General features: G+C 60.6%; 20 protein-coding genes. 4 read left to right on the forward strand and 16 right to left on the reverse strand.

What is annotated here, in order from left to right; all coding sequences use genetic code 11:
* Nucleotides 1–31 precede the first annotated feature (31 nt).
* The gene (locus HU735_RS17515) at nucleotides 32–1,387 is read left to right on the forward strand and encodes an HlyD family type I secretion periplasmic adaptor subunit (protein WP_186714530.1); all 1,356 of its coding nucleotides are present in this window, start codon (nucleotides 32–34) and stop codon (nucleotides 1,385–1,387) included.
* Between the two features lie 12 nt (nucleotides 1,388–1,399).
* Here the strand turns inward: HU735_RS17515 and HU735_RS17520 are convergent, their stop codons facing one another.
* The 5 genes from HU735_RS17520 to HU735_RS17540 form a co-directional block, all read right to left on the reverse strand.
* The gene (locus HU735_RS17520; RefSeq protein WP_186714531.1) at nucleotides 1,400–1,915 is read right to left on the reverse strand and encodes a hypothetical protein; all 516 of its coding nucleotides are present in this window, start codon (nucleotides 1,913–1,915) and stop codon (nucleotides 1,400–1,402) included.
* A 6-nt stretch (nucleotides 1,916–1,921) separates the two neighbouring features.
* Entirely contained in the window at nucleotides 1,922–2,122 is a 201-nt protein-coding gene (locus HU735_RS17525; protein ID WP_186714532.1) for a hypothetical protein, read from the reverse strand.
* A 113-nt stretch (nucleotides 2,123–2,235) separates the two neighbouring features.
* A complete protein-coding gene (locus HU735_RS17530; RefSeq protein ID WP_186714533.1) occupies nucleotides 2,236–2,832 on the reverse strand; it encodes a DTW domain-containing protein in 597 nt (198 codons plus the stop codon).
* Between the two features lie 150 nt (nucleotides 2,833–2,982).
* The gene (locus HU735_RS17535; protein WP_028691116.1) at nucleotides 2,983–4,548 is read right to left on the reverse strand and encodes a PAS domain-containing methyl-accepting chemotaxis protein; all 1,566 of its coding nucleotides are present in this window, start codon (nucleotides 4,546–4,548) and stop codon (nucleotides 2,983–2,985) included.
* 140 nt (nucleotides 4,549–4,688) lie between these two features.
* On the reverse strand, nucleotides 4,689–5,582 hold the full coding sequence (locus tag HU735_RS17540; RefSeq protein ID WP_028691117.1) for a LysR family transcriptional regulator: 894 nt from the start codon (nucleotides 5,580–5,582) through the stop codon (nucleotides 4,689–4,691).
* 226 nt (nucleotides 5,583–5,808) lie between these two features.
* Here HU735_RS17540 and speB point away from each other — a divergent pair, with 226 nt between their 5' ends.
* Together speB and HU735_RS17550 are read left to right on the forward strand one after the other, a co-directional pair.
* A complete protein-coding gene (gene speB, locus HU735_RS17545; protein ID WP_028691118.1) occupies nucleotides 5,809–6,759 on the forward strand; it encodes an agmatinase in 951 nt (316 codons plus the stop codon).
* 242 nt (nucleotides 6,760–7,001) lie between these two features.
* Nucleotides 7,002–8,381 carry a sodium:solute symporter gene (locus HU735_RS17550; RefSeq protein WP_186714534.1) on the forward strand — a complete coding sequence of 460 codons (1,380 nt, stop codon included), beginning with the start codon at nucleotides 7,002–7,004 and terminating at the stop codon, nucleotides 8,379–8,381.
* A 70-nt stretch (nucleotides 8,382–8,451) separates the two neighbouring features.
* Here the strand turns inward: HU735_RS17550 and HU735_RS27305 are convergent, their stop codons facing one another.
* Nucleotides 8,452–8,580 (reverse strand): PA1414 family protein, encoded by a 129-nt coding sequence (locus HU735_RS27305; protein WP_256206021.1) that lies wholly within the window; start codon nucleotides 8,578–8,580, stop codon nucleotides 8,452–8,454.
* Nucleotides 8,581–8,704: 124 nt separating this feature from the next.
* Nucleotides 8,705–9,598, reverse strand: coding sequence for a LysR family transcriptional regulator (locus HU735_RS17555; protein WP_186714535.1), 894 nt, complete (start codon nucleotides 9,596–9,598; stop codon nucleotides 8,705–8,707).
* A 106-nt stretch (nucleotides 9,599–9,704) separates the two neighbouring features.
* Here HU735_RS17555 and HU735_RS17560 point away from each other — a divergent pair, with 106 nt between their 5' ends.
* Nucleotides 9,705–10,868, forward strand: a complete 1,164-nt coding sequence (locus HU735_RS17560) for an MFS transporter (RefSeq protein WP_186714536.1) — start codon at nucleotides 9,705–9,707, stop codon at nucleotides 10,866–10,868.
* Nucleotides 10,869–10,938: 70 nt separating this feature from the next.
* Here HU735_RS17560 and HU735_RS17565 read toward each other — a convergent pair whose 3' ends face one another.
* From HU735_RS17565 to HU735_RS17605, 9 genes are all read right to left on the reverse strand, one after another.
* Complete coding sequence (locus HU735_RS17565) at nucleotides 10,939–11,865, reverse strand: DMT family transporter (RefSeq protein WP_186714537.1); 927 nt, start codon at nucleotides 11,863–11,865, stop codon at nucleotides 10,939–10,941.
* Nucleotides 11,866–12,139: 274 nt separating this feature from the next.
* On the reverse strand, nucleotides 12,140–12,625 hold the full coding sequence (locus HU735_RS17570; RefSeq protein WP_346655368.1) for a pentapeptide repeat-containing protein: 486 nt from the start codon (nucleotides 12,623–12,625) through the stop codon (nucleotides 12,140–12,142).
* Between the two features lie 116 nt (nucleotides 12,626–12,741).
* Entirely contained in the window at nucleotides 12,742–13,341 is a 600-nt protein-coding gene (locus HU735_RS17575; protein WP_186714539.1) for a hypothetical protein, read from the reverse strand.
* Between the two features lie 77 nt (nucleotides 13,342–13,418).
* The gene (locus HU735_RS17580) at nucleotides 13,419–13,649 is read right to left on the reverse strand and encodes a hypothetical protein (protein ID WP_202888868.1); all 231 of its coding nucleotides are present in this window, start codon (nucleotides 13,647–13,649) and stop codon (nucleotides 13,419–13,421) included.
* A gap of 194 nt (nucleotides 13,650–13,843) precedes the next feature.
* Entirely contained in the window at nucleotides 13,844–14,083 is a 240-nt protein-coding gene (locus tag HU735_RS17585; protein ID WP_110739570.1) for a hypothetical protein, read from the reverse strand.
* A 435-nt stretch (nucleotides 14,084–14,518) separates the two neighbouring features.
* Nucleotides 14,519–14,842 carry a hypothetical protein gene (locus HU735_RS17590; RefSeq protein WP_186714541.1) on the reverse strand — a complete coding sequence of 108 codons (324 nt, stop codon included), beginning with the start codon at nucleotides 14,840–14,842 and terminating at the stop codon, nucleotides 14,519–14,521.
* A 269-nt stretch (nucleotides 14,843–15,111) separates the two neighbouring features.
* Nucleotides 15,112–15,552 (reverse strand): hypothetical protein, encoded by a 441-nt coding sequence (locus tag HU735_RS17595; protein WP_186714542.1) that lies wholly within the window; start codon nucleotides 15,550–15,552, stop codon nucleotides 15,112–15,114.
* Between the two features lie 148 nt (nucleotides 15,553–15,700).
* Nucleotides 15,701–16,231 carry an SMI1/KNR4 family protein gene (locus HU735_RS17600; RefSeq protein ID WP_186714543.1) on the reverse strand — a complete coding sequence of 177 codons (531 nt, stop codon included), beginning with the start codon at nucleotides 16,229–16,231 and terminating at the stop codon, nucleotides 15,701–15,703.
* 849 nt (nucleotides 16,232–17,080) lie between these two features.
* The gene (locus HU735_RS17605) at nucleotides 17,081–17,572 is read right to left on the reverse strand and encodes a hypothetical protein (protein ID WP_238349841.1); all 492 of its coding nucleotides are present in this window, start codon (nucleotides 17,570–17,572) and stop codon (nucleotides 17,081–17,083) included.
* Nucleotides 17,573–17,648: the final 76 nt, after the last annotated feature.

The raw sequence follows: 17,648 nt of genomic DNA on the forward strand, positions 1-17,648 counted from the left end.
CAAAGGCACCGGCCTGCATCGGAGGTAGAACATGCCCCTCAGCCACAGCGTGCGCAGCTACCTCCAGGGCGCCGACAAGCGCGCCGAACGCGACTACATGCCGGAACTGGCCGGCGCCACCTTGCAGGAGTCCCCCAGCCTGTCGCGCCTGACCGTGTGGCTGGCGGCGATCCTGCTGCTGGTGGCCCTGGCCTGGGCCAACTTCGCGGTGCTCGACGAGGTCACCGTCGGCGAGGGCAAGGCCATCCCATCGAGCAAGGTGCAGGTGGTGCAGAACCTCGAGGGCGGCATCGTCACCGAGATCTTCGTGCGCGAAGGGCAGATGGTCGACAAGGGCGCGACCCTGTTGCGCCTGGACGACACCCGCTTCAAGTCGAACAAGGGCGAGAGCGAGGCTGATCGCTATGCGCTGACCGCCCAGGTCGAACGCCTGTCGGCCGAGTCCGACGGCCGCCCCTTCGTGCCGTCCGACGAGGTACGCGGCAAGGCACCGCAGGTGGCCGAGGACGAAATCGCCTTGTACCAGTCGCGCCAGCGGCGCCTGGCCAGCGAGAAGCAGACCCTCAACGAACAACTGCGGCAGAAGACCCAGGAACTGGCCGAGTTCCGCTCCAAGGCCGACCAGTACCGTTCGGCCGTGGGCCTTTTGCAGCAGGAACTGGACATGTCCTCGCCGCTGGTGGGCAAGGGCGCCATCTCCCCGGTGGAGATCCTGCGCCTGAAGCAGCGCAGCGTCGAGGCGCGCGGCCAGCTCAATGCCACCAACCTGGCGATCCCCCGCGCCGAGGCGGCGATCGCCGAAATCCGCAGCAAGATCCAGGAGTCCGACGCCAGCTTTCGCTCCGACGCCGCCAAGGAGCTCAACGACAAGCGCACGGAGCTGTCGAAGATCACCGCCACCAGCATCGCCATCGACGACCGGGTCAACCGCACCACCGTGGTGTCGCCGGTGCGCGGCATCGTCAAGCTGCTCAAGGTCAACACCATCGGCGGCGTGGTCCAGCCCGGCAGCGACCTGGTGGAGATCGTGCCGATCGAGGACAACCTGCTGATCGAGGCCAAGGTAAGACCCCAGGACGTGGCATTCCTGCACCCGGGGCAGACCGCGATGGTCAAGTTCAGCGCCTACGACTACACCATCTACGGTGGTTTGAAGGCCAAGCTGGAGCTGATCGGCGCGGACACCGTCACCGACGACAAGGGCAATGCGTTCTACCTGATCCAGGTACGCACGGACAAGAACCACCTGGGTGGGGACAACAAACCGCTGCTGATCATTCCGGGGATGGTGGCCACGGTGGATATCATCACCGGGCAGAAGAGCGTGCTGGACTATCTGTTGAAGCCGGTGCTGAAGGCGCGGACGGAGGCGTTGCGCGAGCGGTGATAGTGATTTTCACTACATGCCGGCGTTTATTGGTTCGTCGTCGAGTGCTGTGTGCAGGTCAATGATTCTGACATTGAAGACCTGCTCGATGACTTGTCGAGGCCCCTGGTTCAGGCTCCAGGTGAACATCACCAGCAAACCGAGCAGCAACACGGAAATCACCGAGGCAACCACGCCCTGGGACACGCCGGTCCAGTAACTTGGCTTGTGACGCCGAAGTTCCTCGGTCGCTTGCTCCGCCAGGCGCCGCTCAAGCTCTTGCGCCCTGCCCTCCAACGTCGTGTTCAGAAAGTCCTCGGCCAGCTTGCCTGCCTGGCTGCGGTAGACCTCCAGTTGGAAGCGAGAGTTGCTGACCTCTTGGAAGTGTCGGAAGTCTGCTTCCTGGGGATCTTCGCCGAGCCTGTCCCGCCAACCCTGGATGAACTCGATCTTCTGCCGCTTGTACAGGGCATAGGAAATCATGCCCAGAAAGTCGACATCATCTGTCACAAGCTCCGTGTAGATGAAGTTGTAGCGATCCGTCGCCATGCATATTCAACCCTGGCCAAGCCTTCGCATCGCGGCTTCAAGCGCCGCGCGGATCTCCTCCCGGCTAACACGGGTGTTATAGATGATGTCCTCCACTTCGGCGGACCAGCGACGCCCCCTCTCGCGCACTCTGCCCGAGCGCTTCTCGCAAAGCCTCGCATTGGCTTCGGTGATGAGGCGTTGTGAAAAAATGACCTTGGCACTCATGACGGCACCCTCCTGGCGTTTCATGGAGTGGCAACCTTAGCGCATCTGGCAGTACCGGCATGTACCTTGTGGTTTCAAGGGATTTCAAGCGTTCCCCCCGCGCAGCAAGGGCTTTATCCACCGTGGTTACGCAAGTACGTCTGCGCGCCCATGGCTTCGATCTGACCTTCGATCAACGCCTCGAACGGCTGGAGCAAAGCATCGAACGACTCGGGCGCCTCGAGCACATTCAACGCCTGCACCGTTGCCTCCAGGGTCGACAAGGCCCCCGGCTCCGGTGCCTTGCGCAGCCGGTAGCGCGATGGCGGGACGTTGCCCAGCGTCACCCGCGGCAACGCCTCGAGCAGCGGGTTCAGGTACAGCATCTTGCGCGCCTTGCGCCAGGTGCCATCCGGCACGATCAGCATCAACGGTAGGCCGGCGTCTTGCCCATAGCCTTGCAGGACCTCGGCCTCGTCACCGGGGAACAGCAGCGCCGGTCGGTAACCTGGCGTTGCCAACAACGCAGCCAGGTCGCCGAACACTTCGCCGATGCGCAGCTCGGCGTTGACCAGCCCAAGGGCCGCCAGGCGTGCGGTGTTCAGGGCGTGGGCGGTTTCGCTGGGGTGCTGCAGCACGACCACGCGGGTGCGGCTGCCGAGGTGCGGGATCAGTGGGCAAAGGCAATGGGTGAGCGGGCGCTGGCAACGCTCGCAGCGGGGTCTGGGCATGGGGGGCTCCTTGGGGCGGGTAGTTTGCCACAGGGTTGCCATCCCCGGTGGGCTGCGAGGCGTTCGTGGGAGCGGGCTTGCCCCGCGACAAAGCCAGCACTGCAATCGCGGGGCAAGCCCGCTCCCACACCCCGCTCACACGGTCCAACTTCAGCGGTTGAACCGCTCCGCCAGGCTGTGCAGGTACTCCGCCATGCGCTCCAGGTCCTGGCTGATCTCGGCCCCCTGCCTGGCCTGCCCCGCGCTTTCGTCGCACAGATGGGCGATGCGCACGATCTGCTGGTTGATGTCCTCGGCGACATGGCTCTGCTGCTCGGACGCCGTGGCCATCTGCTGGCTCATGCCGGTGATGCGACTGACCGCCTGGGCGATCCCCGACAACGCCGCCTGCACCGCTTCGACGCTGTGCACGCTGTCGCTGGAGATCTGCTGGCCGCGGCTGGCGCTGGCCACCGCGCGGTCGGCACCGGAGCGCAGGGTGGAGATGATGTGGTGGATCTCCTCGGTCGAGGCGCGGGTCCGCTGCGCCAGCGAACGCACCTCGTCCGCCACCACAGCGAAGCCCCGGCCCTGCTCGCCGGCCCGCGCCGCCTCGATGGCGGCATTGAGCGCCAGCAGGTTGGTCTGCTCGGCGATAGAGGTGATCACATCCACCACACTGCCGATCGACTGGGTCTGCTCGGCCAGGGCGTTGACCGCCTGGCCGATGTCGCTCACCGCCTCGCTCATGCTGCCCATGGCGCGCAGGCTCTGCTGCGCCAGGTCGCTGCCCTGCTGGGCCAGCTGGTCGGCGTCGCTGGCGGCGTGGGCGGTGCTCTGCACGTTGTGGGTGACCTGCTGGATGGTCGCCGCCATCTGCGCGATGGCGGTGGCCGACTGGTCGGTCTCGCTGCGCTGGCGATCAAGCATCTGCGCCTGGGCATCGGACAGGTCGGCGGACTGCGCAGCCCGTGACTTGACCCCGACACCGGCGTCCACCAGGCGGGTCAGTGCAGTCTGCAGGCGCGCCTCCTCGCTGATGATCGCCAGATCGAGCTGGCCCTGCAGCCCTGGGTTGTCGCTGTAGGTCAGCGCCACCAGCGGGCTGGTGAAGGCCTTGGGGTGCTCCTGCAGGGTGCGCCGGATCGACTGATTCTGCCGGTGCTCGACCACGTACCAGGCCGCCAGCAGGCTGGCCATCAGCACACCCAGTGCCGCGTAGGGGGGCAGCCACAGGTAGGCGGCGGCCGACAGCAGGCCCGCGCCGATCAGCGGCCAGCCATGGCCGATCCCATGCCCCAGGCGCGCCGCCAGCGGCACCGGCGAGCGCCCTGCCCGCAGGCGGGCGTACAAGTTCTCGGCCCGGCGGATCTGCTCCCGGGTCGGCACCGAGCGCACCGACTCGTAGCCGCTGATGCGGCCGTTCTCGTACACCGCCGTGACGTAGGCGCTGACCCAGTAGAAGTCGCCGTTCTTGGCGCGGTTCTTGACCACGCCCATCCAGGGTTTACCTTGCTTGATGGTGTCCCACATATGCCCGAAGACCGCCGGCGGCATGTCGGGATGACGCACCAGGTTGTGCGGCTGGCCGACCAGTTCGTCGTAGGTGAAACCGCTGATGGCCACGAATGCGTCGTTGCAATAGGTGATGCGGCTGTTCAGGTCGGTGGTGGAGATCAGCCGCTGGTCTTGGGGAAAGGTTCTTTCGTGCTCGGTGACGGGCAAATTCATGCGCATCGTTGGCGATCCCTTGCTTATCCAGATGAGTGGGAAAATCATCAAAGCAAGTAGATATTTAGCAGAAGGCCATCACGTCAGCGGTCAAGTTTTGTAGGAAATTAGCCCGACCTGACGGAATGTGCTGAAAACGACCTGGATCAACCCACGTTGAGCTGACTCTTGAGCAGATCACGGAAGGTCTGGATCAAGGGTTCCCGGCTACGGCCACGGCGGATGATCAGGGAAAACGGCGCCTGATAGCCGAAGGTTGCCGGCGACAGCACGCGCAGATCGCCCTTGTCGACCCAGGCCTGGGCATAGTGCTCGGGCAGGTAGCCGATGTAGGCGCCGGAGAGAATCAGAATCAGCTGCGCCTCCATGCTCTCCACGGTGGCGGCGCTGTGCTTGAAACCGTGCCGGGCCAGCTCCGCCTGGCTCCAGTAGCCACGCCCGACCATGCGCTGCTGGGTGATCACCGGCTCCGGAATCCGTCGCTCGCCGAACAGCGCGTGGCGGCTGCTGCAATACAGCCAGTGCTGCTCGCGGTACAGCGGCTGGTAGACCAGGCCGCTCATGCGCGACGAGAACGCTCCAATGGCCAGGTCCAGGCGGTTGTCCTGAACCCCCAGTTGCAGTTCGTACGGGCTGGACACCGACAGGTGCAGGTGCACCGCCGGGTGTTCCTGGCTGTAGGCGCCGATGGCCTCGGCCAGCGGCAGGGCGCGGTCACCCACGGTGGAGTCGATCACCCCCAGGTTGAGGGTGCCGCGCAACTCGCCCTTGAGCGCCGCCGCATACTGCTCGAAGCCGTCCAGCTCCCCCAGCAGGCGCAAGGTCTCCTGGTGGAACAGCTCGCCCTTGCTGGTCAGGCTGAAACCGCCACGGCCTCGGTGGCAGAGCACGATGCCCAGGGCGCTTTCCAGCTGGCTCATGTAGGTGCTGATGGCCGAGGTCGACAGGTTGAGGTCGCGCTGGGCGTTGGCGAAGCCCTGGTGACGCACCACGCTGGCGAAGATGCGCAGCAGTTTCAGGTCGGGCAGCGATGAGGCCATGGGGCAACGGGTCCGTGGGCTGGAAATGGCCAGAGTCTAACCCGGCCGCACACCGATAGTTCAGAAATTCCTGAAGTAAGTTTTTGTCGGTAGCGATTCTTCCCGGGCACTACCTTGCGCAGACTGCGGCGAAATGTCCCTGCCCGCCGGCACAACCAGAGCAACGAGGCGCGCGGCGGCACAGGTTCGAACAAACAGAACAATCGACCGACTGATGAGGCCCACCGTGGACAAGATTCTCCACCAACCACTGGGCGGCAACGAAATGCCGCGTTTCGGCGGCATCGCCACCATGCTCCGACTCCCCCACCTGCAAAGCGCCGAAGGGCTCGACGCCGCGTTCATCGGCGTGCCCCTGGACATCGGCACCTCGCTGCGCTCGGGCACCCGCTTCGGCCCGCGGCAGATCCGCGCCGAGTCGGTGATGATCCGCCCGTACAACATGGCCACCGGCGCCGCCCCGTTCGACTCGCTGTCGGTGGCCGACATCGGTGACGTGGCGATCAACACCTTCAACCTGCTGGACGCCGTGCGCATCATCGAAGAGGCCTACGACGAGATCGTCGAGCACAACGTCATCCCGCTGACCCTGGGCGGCGACCACACCATTACCCTGCCGATCCTGCGCGCCCTGCACAAGAAGCACGGCAAGATCGGCCTGGTGCACATCGACGCCCACGCCGACGTCAACGACCACATGTTCGGCGAGAAGATCGCCCACGGCACCACCTTCCGCCGCGCCGTGGAAGAAGGCCTGCTCGATTGCGAGCGCGTGGTGCAGATCGGCCTGCGCGCCCAGGGCTACACCGCCGACGACTTCAACTGGAGCCGTCGCCAGGGCTTCCGTGTGGTCCAGGCCGAAGAGTGCTGGCACAAGTCGCTGGAGCCATTGATGGCCGAAGTGCGCGAGAAAGTCGGTGGCGGCCCGGTGTACCTGTCGTTCGACATCGACGGCATCGACCCGGCCTGGGCGCCCGGCACCGGCACCCCGGAGATCGGCGGCTTGACCACCATCCAGGCGATGGAGATCATCCGCGGCTGCCACGGCCTGGACCTGATCGGCTGCGACCTGGTTGAAGTCTCCCCACCCTACGACACCACCGGCAACACCTCGCTGCTGGGCGCCAACCTGCTGTTCGAAATGCTTTGCGTGCTGCCGGGCGTGGTACGTCGCTGATTGATGCGTAATGGTTATTGAAGGGACGTGGGAGCGGGCTTGCCCCGCGATTGCAATCGCGGGGCAAGTCGCATCGGCGCACCGCCGCTCCCACGAGACCCGCGCAATGCCATTGAAATAACCCCGGCAGGAGCCATTCGGGAGGGCCATAGAGGCCCGCCAACACATGACAGGACCGCCGGGCGCCTTGCAGCGTCCGGACGGCCGATCTCGCCATAATAAAGATAATCGGGAGACCCCCAATGGCCTTGGACATCATCGTTGTACTGATCTATGCCGCCGGCATGCTCGCCCTCGGCTGGTACGGCATGCGGCGCGCGAAGACCCACGAAGACTACCTGGTGGCCGGACGCAACCTCGGCCCGACCCTGTACATGGGCACCATGGCCACCACCGTGCTCGGCGGCGCCTCGACCGTCGGCACCGTGCGCCTGGGCTACGTCCACGGCATTTCCGGCTTCTGGCTGTGCGCCGCCCTGGGCCTGGGGATCATCGCCCTCAACCTGTTCCTGGCCAAGCCGCTGCTGCGCCTGAAGATCTTCACCGTCACCCAGGTGCTGGAGCGCCGCTACAACCCCATGGCCCGCCAGGCAAGCGCGGCGATCATGCTCGCCTACGCGCTGATGATCGCGGTGACCTCGACCCTGGCCATGGGTACCGTGCTGCAGGTGCTGCTCGACGTGCCGTTCTGGATGGCCCTGCTGTTCGGCGGCGGCGTGGTGGTGGTGTACTCGACCATCGGCGGCATGTGGTCGCTGACCCTCACCGACATCGTCCAGTTCGTCATCAAGACCGTGGGCCTGATGTTCATCCTGCTGCCGGTGTGCCTGTACAAGGCCGGTGGCTGGGACGCCCTGGTGGCCAAGCTGCCGGCGGCCAGCTTCAGCTGGACCACCATCGGCTGGGACACCATCATCACCTACTTCCTGATCTACTTCTTCGGCATCCTGATCGGCCAGGACATCTGGCAGCGGGTGTTCACCGCCCGTGACGAAAAGGTCTGCCAGCGCGCCGGCACCACCGCCGGTGTCTACTGCGTGCTGTACGGCCTGGCCTGCGCCCTGATCGGCATGGCTGCCCATGTGCTGATGCCAGACCTGGCCAACCCGAACAACGCCTTCGCCGAGATGATCAAGGGCCAGCTGCCCGAGGGCATCCGCGGCCTGCTGATGGCCGCCGCCCTGGCCGCGATGATGTCCACCGCCAGCGCGGGCCTCTTGGCCGCCTCGACCACCCTGACCGAAGACCTGCTGCCCAAGCTGCGCGGCGGCAAGCAGTCGAGCCTGGGCATCAACCGCCTGTTCACCCTGCTCACCGGCCTGGTGGTGCTGGGTATCGCCCTGGCGGTGAACGATGTGATCAGCGCCCTGACCCTGGCCTACAACCTGCTGGTGGGCGGCATGCTGATCCCGCTGATCGGCGCGATCTTCTGGAAGCGCGCGACCACCGCCGGGGCCATCGCCAGCATGACGCTGGGCTTCGGTACCGCGCTGTTGTTCATGTTCAAGGACGGTCTGGAGGCCAACACGCCGATCTACTACAGCCTGGCCATCGGCCTGGTGAGCTTCGTGGTGGTCAGCCTGGCTTCGCGCAAGCCGGTGGTGACGGCGAACCTGGCCTGAGGCCAGATCACGGGGCAACAACGCAAAAGGCCGCCGCATCGATAAGATGCGGCGGCCTTTTTGTCAGTGGTCAGCGCCGACGCGGCTGGCGCTTGCGCTGTTCTTCGTCGGTCGGGATCGGCACCGGCTGCAACGGTGGCGGGAGCAGGCCCAGGGCGACGGCGAGGTCATGGAGCCAGTTGTACATGCGTTCGTTCATAGTGCCCCCTTGACGGGTCAGCCTCACGGTCAATCAAACTTGCGATGCGTCATACAGATCATAGACCTATGTCCTGTATTGCGCATGCCTCTGTTCCTACACATAGGGGCGATTTTGACCCGGATCAAGCGCAGACGGCAGCTTCCGACGGTCGGTCAATCGTTTCGCTTTGTTGCAAGTCGATCCAGGCCTGCAGATTCGCCCCACGTTTGCCCTGGCGCCACATCAGCCAGGTCATCGCCTGGTCGAACGGCGCCTGCAACCGATGCGCCCGTACCTGCTCGCGACCCGGCAGGCTGTCGAGCATGGATTGCGCCATCAACGCCACCCCGGCCCCGGCGATCACGCAGGCCAGCATGCTCTGGTACGACTCGATCTCCATGACCCGCCCCATGGGCGTGTGGGCATGGGCGTACCAGGCTTCCAGGCGCATGCGGTACGAGCAGCCCTGACGGAAGGTGAACACCGCCTTGCCGGCGACATCCCTGGCGCTGTGCACCGCCGGGTGCTCGGGGCTGGTGATCAGCACCAGGATTTCCTCGCACAACGGCACGCCATCCAGCCCTGCCAGGTTGAGCGGGCCGTCCACCAGCGCCGCGTCCAGCCGATGGCTGAGCACCCCTTCCAGCAGCTCGGCACTGGGCGCCGCCTGCACCTGCAGGTTCACCGCTGGGTAGGCCTGGTGGTAACGCGCCAGCAACGCCGGCAAGTGGATGGCCGCCGTGCTGTACATCGTGCCCAGCACGAAATCCCCCGCTGGCTGGCCGCCCTGCACCGCAGCCAGGGCCTCGTCACGCAGGTTGGACAGGCGGTGGGCGTAGTCCAGCAGCACCTTGCCGGCCGGCGACAGCTGCAAGCGCTGGCGCTCGCGCAGGAACAGCTCCACCCCCAGTTGCTCCTCGAGCTGGCGCAGGCGCGTCGACAGGTTCGACGGCACCCGGTGCAATCGCTCGGCGGCGCGGGTCACCGAGCCCTCCTCGGCCACGGCCTGGAAGATGCGCAGTTGGCTGAACTCCATGAGATTCTCCAAAACAGAACAACTTGATCATCATTATTCAATTTTATTGAAAGTCAATGAACCCTACCCTGCCATCCATCGCTTCCCTTCGTGCAGGAGACTTTCCATGTCGCCCTTCGTACAACTGCTGGCCAGCGCCGTGGCGCTGATGATGGCCATGGGCATCGGCCGCTTCGCCCTCACCCCGCAACTGCCCCGACTGATCGCCGAGGGCCAGTTCGACCTCACCGCCGGTGGCCTGGTCGCCGCCGCCAACTACCTGGGCTACTTCCTCGGCGCGGTGGACGCCATGTTCGCCCGCCAGCCCGCCCAGGTGCGCCTGCGTCTGCATGGAGGCCTGTGGCTGTGCGTGCTGCTGACCCTGGCCTCCTGGGCCGCCGACGGCTTCTGGAGCCACCTGCTGCTGCGTTTCGGCACTGGCGTGGCCAGCGCCTGGGTGCTGGTGATGATCGCCAGCCTCAGCCAGCAACTGGCCAGCGCCCATGGCCGGCAGCGTCTCGGCGCGCTGGTGTTCGCCGGGCCTGGCGTCGGCATCGCGGTAACAGGTGTGCTGGCCCTGGGCGCGCACCTTCTGGGGCTGGATTCGGCAGCCCTGTGGCTGGTCTATGGCATCGCCGCGCTGGTCATGCTGCTGGCGGTGCTGCCGTGGCTGCCACGGGCGCTGGAACCCGCCGCCACACCTGCGGCCGGCAATGAACAAGGCCGCAGAACCGGTATCGGACTCCTGGGCCTGGTCTATGCGCTCTACGGGATCGGCTACATCCTGCCGGCCACCTTCCTGTCGCAGATGGCCAGCCAGCAGTTCCATGGGCAGTGGCAAGCCGACCTGTTCTGGCCCGCGTTCGGATTGGCATCTGCGCTCGGCGTGGCCATCGTCAGCCTGCGCCGCCCGGGGCGGACCTCTGCCTGGCTGACCACCACCCTGTGGCTGCAAGGGCTGGGTGTACTGGCCTGCCTGCTCGGTGGCGGCATCGGTCTGGCATTGGGCGTGCTGCTGTGCGGCGGACCGTTCCTGGCCTGCATGCAACTGGTGATGCAGCGCTCACGGGAGCTGGCGCCCCATGCCACGCAGCGCAATGCCGGGTTGCTGACCGCGTGCTTTGCCCTGGGGCAGTTGAGCGGGCCGTTGCTGGCGGCGTTGAGCAGCCATTTCAGTGGTGGATTACAGCCAGCGTTGGTGCTGGCGGCGGCAGGGATGGGATTGGCCGGGATCTTGGCCAAGGGCTCCTCGCGCTCACAAGCCTGTGCCAGCCTGCGACAGGCTGGCTGAAGGAATACAGGCCCTAACAGTCCTCGTGGGAGCGGGCTTGCCCCGCGATAGGGCCGGCCCCGCCGAACGCCTACCCCACCACCCTGCGCAACTGCTGCCGCACCCACGCCTCGGCGCTGACCATGACCACCCCGAGCAGCACCATCACCGCACCGATCACGAAGTTCAGGCTCAACGGCTCATCCAGCAGCAGCACGCCGAAAGTCACCCCGAACAACGGCGTGATGAAGGAAAACACCGCCAGGTTCGAGGCCAGGTATTTGCGCAGCAACCAGAACCAGGTCAGGTAGCTGACGAACGACACCACGATCCCCTGGAACAGCACACTGCCCACCGCCAGCGGGGTCAGCGAGAAATCGGCGATCTGCCCGCTCACCAGGGCAATCAGCACCAGCCCGACAAACCCCACCGCCAGCTGGTAGAACAGGGTCAGGGTCGCCGGCGCCTCGGACAGGCGCGAGCCGCGCACCACCACCGTGGTCGCGCCCCAGGCCAGGCCTGCCAGGATCGCCATGGCATCGCCCAGCAACATGCGTCCATCGAGGTGTTCGAGGGAAACGCCGCCGGCGAAGGCCAGGGCGATCCCCCCGAAGGCCAGCAGGATGCCCAGCCACTGCAACAGCCGCAGCCGTTCGCTGGGCATCATGAAATGCAGCCCCAGGGCGGTGAAGATCGGCGCGGTGTAGAGGAACACCGACATATGCGCCGCCGAGGTCAGCTTCAGCCCCTCGGCGATGAACAGGAACTCCAGGCCGAACAGCGCGCCGGCCAGCAACCCGGCGCGCCAGGTGCTGCCCACCTGGCTCCAGCCACCCCGCCAGCAGACCAGCAGCCCCACCAGCAGCGCGGCGATACCATTGCGAAACGCCGCCTGCATGACCGGTGCGATATCCACGGCAGCGGATTTGATCAGCACCTGCTGGCAGCCCCAGATCAGGCACAGCCCCAGCATGACCTGGAAGGCAAAGGCGTCGGGGTTCTTGCGGGCCGCGGTCATAGGCGGCCCCTCTGCAGGTTGAACGGCATGGCAAGGCTCGGCAGTGAGAATGGATCCCGATTATCGGGGGACCGGCCTTGGCGATGCCAGCCTAAATTGTCCCGTCTCCGGTCCGTGCCATGGCGAAGGCTTGAGTAATCGGGGGCGTACAGGTTTTCTTGCCCGCATCGCTCGACGGGAGATACGCAGGCTTGCCTCTGGGCGTCGACGCATCAAGCCCATCTATTCAGGCTGAACTGAGCGCAATACGCACCCCAATCACCGTGTCAGCCGATCATAGGATCTCTTCAGAAGGCACTTCAAAAGCAGAATCATCGCTTTGCCGGACTGCGCCTTGAGCGACAGGATCGAATCCCGCTGGCCACCGGGTACTGTCGTTGAACATGGCCAACTGGAACTCTGCCTTCTCGATCCTGCGCGCGCGTAAATCGGCACCGCATAGATTGCTGCCCTTGAATACAGCCCCTCCGATATCCGCCTCTGCCAGGTTTGCAGCGCGCAGGTCGGCCCCGCTGAAGTCGGCAGAGGCGGCCAGCGCCCGAGAAAGATCGACATTGCGCAGCCGGGCGCCATTGAACAGGGCATTGGCCAACGTCGCTCCTCGCATGTCGGCAGCGGTCAGATCCGCCTCGATGAACGACGCGTTTCTGAGATCGCTACCTATGAACGTCGTCGCCCTGGCATCCAGGCCGTCGAACTGCGCCCGGTGCAATGACAGTCCATCGAGGTTGGCGCCGGGCAAATTGTCTTGGTCAAACACCCTGCACTCTCCCGTTTCAAAGCACAGTGAGATCATCTCGGCCCATCCAATGATTATCGCGTCCGGCGACCTTTGCGAGCGCCTGGGAAACAGCCTGAGCGTACAACCTGCCCTGCCTACGCCTGGTACAACGAACAAAAATGCTGGCTGACAAGCCTACTCTCCAGCACCTGGAGCAAAGAAAAGTCCAAGCTATCAGACACCACCAGCCCTCGCCTCAGCCCAACGGGAAAATCCTCAAGCGTGGCGTACTCTCCTGGCACTAAAAACCTGAAGTAATCACCCATCGCAGTATCCCCAGCATACCCTTCGGGGTAGTCCTCACCCGCACGGCTACCCTCCACGGCGTGATACACGAATAATCCCTTGTTAAAAGCAAGGTTCGCCTCGCTATAGTTCAGCCGTTCTTCCAGGTCATTTTGCAGTGCGCTTGCCACACTGGCTTTCGACTTTTCTTGCCAGCGCCAAGCTGAGTAAAGATCCACTGCAAAGCCACCCTGTTTTGCTGGCGGGTAATCAGAATATTCCTGGGACTCCTGCCAAACAAACTCGCTTATCGAGTCCAGTACCTGCTCTACCCCTTCCAGCCTCAGCAGTACCTCGGGAATGGCCCCGTAGCAATTATTCACCATGACTGCAATTCGACCAAATTTATCCATGGCGAACCAAGTGAATACCTCTCCAAAACCTGGAACCCATTTCTCATTCAGCCCCATCGCCATGCCTCCAAAAACACACTAAACCCGGCCACGTTCAGCCCAATTCTACTTTCCGAGCAACTCGCTACCAACCCTCAAGCCCCTGCCTGTTCTACGGCATAGGCCGTGAAACTATTCTTACCTTCCTCCAAATACAATCGTTTGCATTGGGGGCAACGGTAAACTGTCATGGCAGTCACTTCAATCGCCTCATAGAATTGCTCCGAAGACATTGGCCCCACCTCCAGGCGCTCAGCAACCCGCTCGATCACTGACTCAGGCATCAATGTCATTTCATGATCTGACCATCCCTGCGACAAATTCATGACATAACCACATCTACACAAAAACTTTGGCATTCTGCTTTTCCGCTGTCTGGTCTATCGAAGCCTGCCTCTGCCAGGTTGCACTACTTAAACCATCACTAAAAAGGCATGAAATATAACCTGATAACGGTGTCAATACCTACACCTGCACTAGGTGCCTTGGGATCCATAAGCCCACTCCGCGAAGCATACGGTCAAATACCATCCAGAAGCGCCTGAAGCTTTCGTGGATCAGCAATGCTGCCGAAGGAATAAATCCACGCTACTGGTAGAGAGAGATCTGGCGATTTCACCTTCAGATAGGGAACAAAATACTCAGCATCCAGCAGATACTCCAGCCGTTTGCAGTCCTCGGCCCCCACAACATAAACGAAAGGTCCCTGCTCAGGGTCCAGATGAACCTGAACCCGCTCACCGGTTACAGAATCGATCATAAGTGACTTACCCTCTCTCTTGAAACCTTGGCGAACGCCTATAGCTCGATGCTATCGAGCAGTGCCTGAAGTTTTACAGGGTCGGCAATGGTGCCAAAATAGTACTCGCTCCCCCCATGAACACTAAGGTCCGGGCAAGGGCCCAACCAGTAGAGCACATTGAATTCATCATCAAACAGATCCCGGAGCGCCCCACTGTCCTGAAATGAAAAAACTCTGATATAAGGCCCATAACGGGGATCCATGAGAACCTGGACCCGATGTTTAGTAATACCGTCAATCATTTTGCACTTCGTCGCCCGCCTAGCCATTTCAACTGATTTTTCACTTAGCCTGCTCTCTGACCTCACCCCTATCGGTGATGGGAGCACCACCAAGCGACCCCATACCCCTGGGAAACATCATTGCAAAGAAAAATAAAAGAGAAAAGCTTTGTCAATCCAATGGATGTTCTCTGACATAGGCCTGCAAATCCTCGAGTGCTATACCCGGTGCACCTGCCGCCAACCACAGCTGGAACTCTGCAGGATAGGGTGACAGCACTTGGCCATCAGCGATCTGAGGTTTCGTTACCTCTCCATATCGCGTGACAAATCTGAGATGCGTTACAACAAGCACCCAGATTCTTCTCAGCCAAGGTGATTCCGGCACCCCCTGTGAGGCATCAGTCAGATAGGGAGACTCTCCTTCGACAAAAGCAAGAAGATCATCGCTCCTGCCCGCTTTAATCAAAGCACGAATTAACTCAATCTTTTCCATAATACTACCCAACGACGGAACTCAACCGAGAAATCTGGCATCACTTCGGCATTCTCAAAACCGAGCAAGCACATTATTCACCTAACGGAGCACCCCACACAACAAACAGGCACAAAGGAAGACAGATCTATTCTTCATGCGATCAATTCGATACTCCGCTTCCAGCACTCGACGCTTTCACTGGCAACTTAAACACCAGACTTCGCCGTCACTCTGGCCACACAACAGCAGAAATCAGAGCAGCAAAAATAAATCCGCCACATTAAACCTTAGCCCATTCCAAAATAACTCTTCATATGTGCAGTAAGCCCCGCCATATCTTCATATGCCTGCTTTCCGAAGCCAGGATCATTTTTAGCCAGAAACTGCTTCGCAGTTTCATCGTCCCGATTCGCCTGCTCCTCCACATCAAACAAACGTTGAGGAGCAATAACCCAACTATGTCGCCCATCCTCCCTGCCCTCGCCAATCATTGTCCACTTCAAATTCCCCCGATAGATCTCCACGCACCTAATCAACTCAGCAACAACCGCAACATCCTCTTTAACGAAGCGAAAACAAACTGAGGGAGGATATTCAATCTGACTCCTGAGAGACAACCCTGCATGTGTTTTTACAACATACGTACTGGTAGACCCTTTACGCCACTCGGTCTCTCCCAAATACTCAACAATATCTAAAATCTGGCGCCCTTCATGCGTTGCACTCACACCCATCACCTAACCCTTTCAATTGCCCCGAGTTATTTTCTCCGTCGCTACTTATTAATTCAATGTATTTTCCCCAACCACCTTTTGGCATCAAACATTCAGGAAGCCGTACAAAAGCGGACAAACTCAGCCTCACAACATATAGCGACTACTTGAAAGGCACGAAACGATAAGGAGATCCTCCTCCACTGGGGAAGTCCTCCGGCAAGAGTCGTGAGTGGATCTCACTTCTGAGCAGCTTACATAAAAACTCAACACAACCACAGGCGATTAGATCTTCCTCCCCCTGGTCCACACTATGAAGCGCAACGGACCAAGAGTCTGGTTCATCGTTAACAATCCACACCAGCGTCTCGCCATTTTCAGTGAATCCCCAAGGCCAAAACGCCCCCTGAGCTGGGTAGGCTGGCCTAGGATAGTCACTAGGGAACTCAGCTTTCATCACCGCATAAGATTCACGAAAGTAATCACCTTTATCGATATTCAGATCACTACTGCTGGAGAATGGATCGATTACCCATAAAAAATCGTCTATGCACCCCGCCCCAAAACGCTCGATGTAAGCCTTGTAGTCAGCAGGCAATCGGATGCCATGGTCATTTTCCACTCTTGCCCAGTCAGGGTTCGAGTAGGCAGGAGAAGCCGGTGGAGGCAACAGCTTCATTAGGTCGGCAAGCATTACTTGATTCCATTGATGCTAGGGCTGGATATATCCACATTGTAAACCGATGGAGTCTCGAGCGGTCAACGTCACGCCAGTCAGCATTAGGTTGCTGCCTGAGTAGATAAGAATAGCCCAATAGTTTACCGACTCTCCAGCTAGAACGGCTGGTCGTATCTGCCGCACGAACTGAGCCAAGTATAAAATGGTACGATAAAAGGGGACAAATTCACCCCCCTACTCTAACTTCTATCCCCCCTGCATGACCGCTAGACACCTTCATCTAAAGGGATCGAAATTAGAGTAGAAAAAATAGACCTGCCACTTTCCGGTCTTTGTCCAGCGAGGCACCTGCGACCTTTCACTTTCAGACAGTCATAATAAATTTCTTCCAGTCTAAGAGCGCCTTCTCAAAATCATTAATACTCAAAACAAAACAACAGCCTTCATCACATAGCGAATATATCTTTGCAACTTGACCCTTGAGCTCCACCCCCAAGTATCACGACTCCAATCGCAACCACCAATAGTTCCAGACCTTACCAAGCCGATTCTAGATAGCCCTTCATCCAGCCAAGCCATGGTGCTTTCATATTTTTGTCCGCCATGATCAGTCAGCAAGCACGCTAAGAAATCTATTCCATCACGACCGAGCACATCAGACCGACAGCCTGGCTCGCGGTCGCTACCTTCGCCACTCCAGAAGAAGACTATTTCCATATAAGCCTAGTATCCATCAGTAAAAAAGCACCAGTAAAGGGGACAGATTTATTTTCCCCACTCTAATTTTTACTGCCCCTACATGACTACCAGGACCGAAATTAGAGCAGGGAAAATAAATCCGTCCCCTTTTTCCTTTTTACACCATTAAATCATGCCAATATTTCGCAACACTCCCTCACTTACAAATTCTAACCCACCAGCGTCCACCTTGGATCCGTCTATGTAATGGGAATGACCACAGACGTCACATTGGTAAGCCAGTAACCCGTTATGCCTACCTATAAAGACGCGCAGCCCAGTAGACTCACACCTAGGGCATTGTTTATCAACTTCAACAGTTATCAAGGCCTCGATTGTATCGCGTAGAAACCGCGCTATAGACTCAACGTCCTTAGCCTGATGTCCCAGAATGACCTTTTTGAAACGTGTTATATCACTAGGTAAAAATGACGAATAATCAACAGGCATCAAACTTTCATTTACATCTGAAAGCTCATCGACTCCATAACTCAAAAACGGCTCAACAGTAAAATACTTATAATTACCTCTGACCCACAAAAGAATAACCCCAAGAACATCTCTTAACGATGACTCTTCACTAAGCAGCATCACAGCCAACTGAAGCTCACGCCACATATGCACAGGGAGAGACCTCATTAGTTCATCACCTTAACCGGGAAGGTACTTATCAAGTTACCGGCTTTATCAGAGA

The sequence above is a fragment of the Pseudomonas sp. BW16M2 genome, assembly GCF_014268865.1.
GTDB lineage: Bacteria > Pseudomonadota > Gammaproteobacteria > Pseudomonadales > Pseudomonadaceae > Aquipseudomonas > Aquipseudomonas peradeniyensis.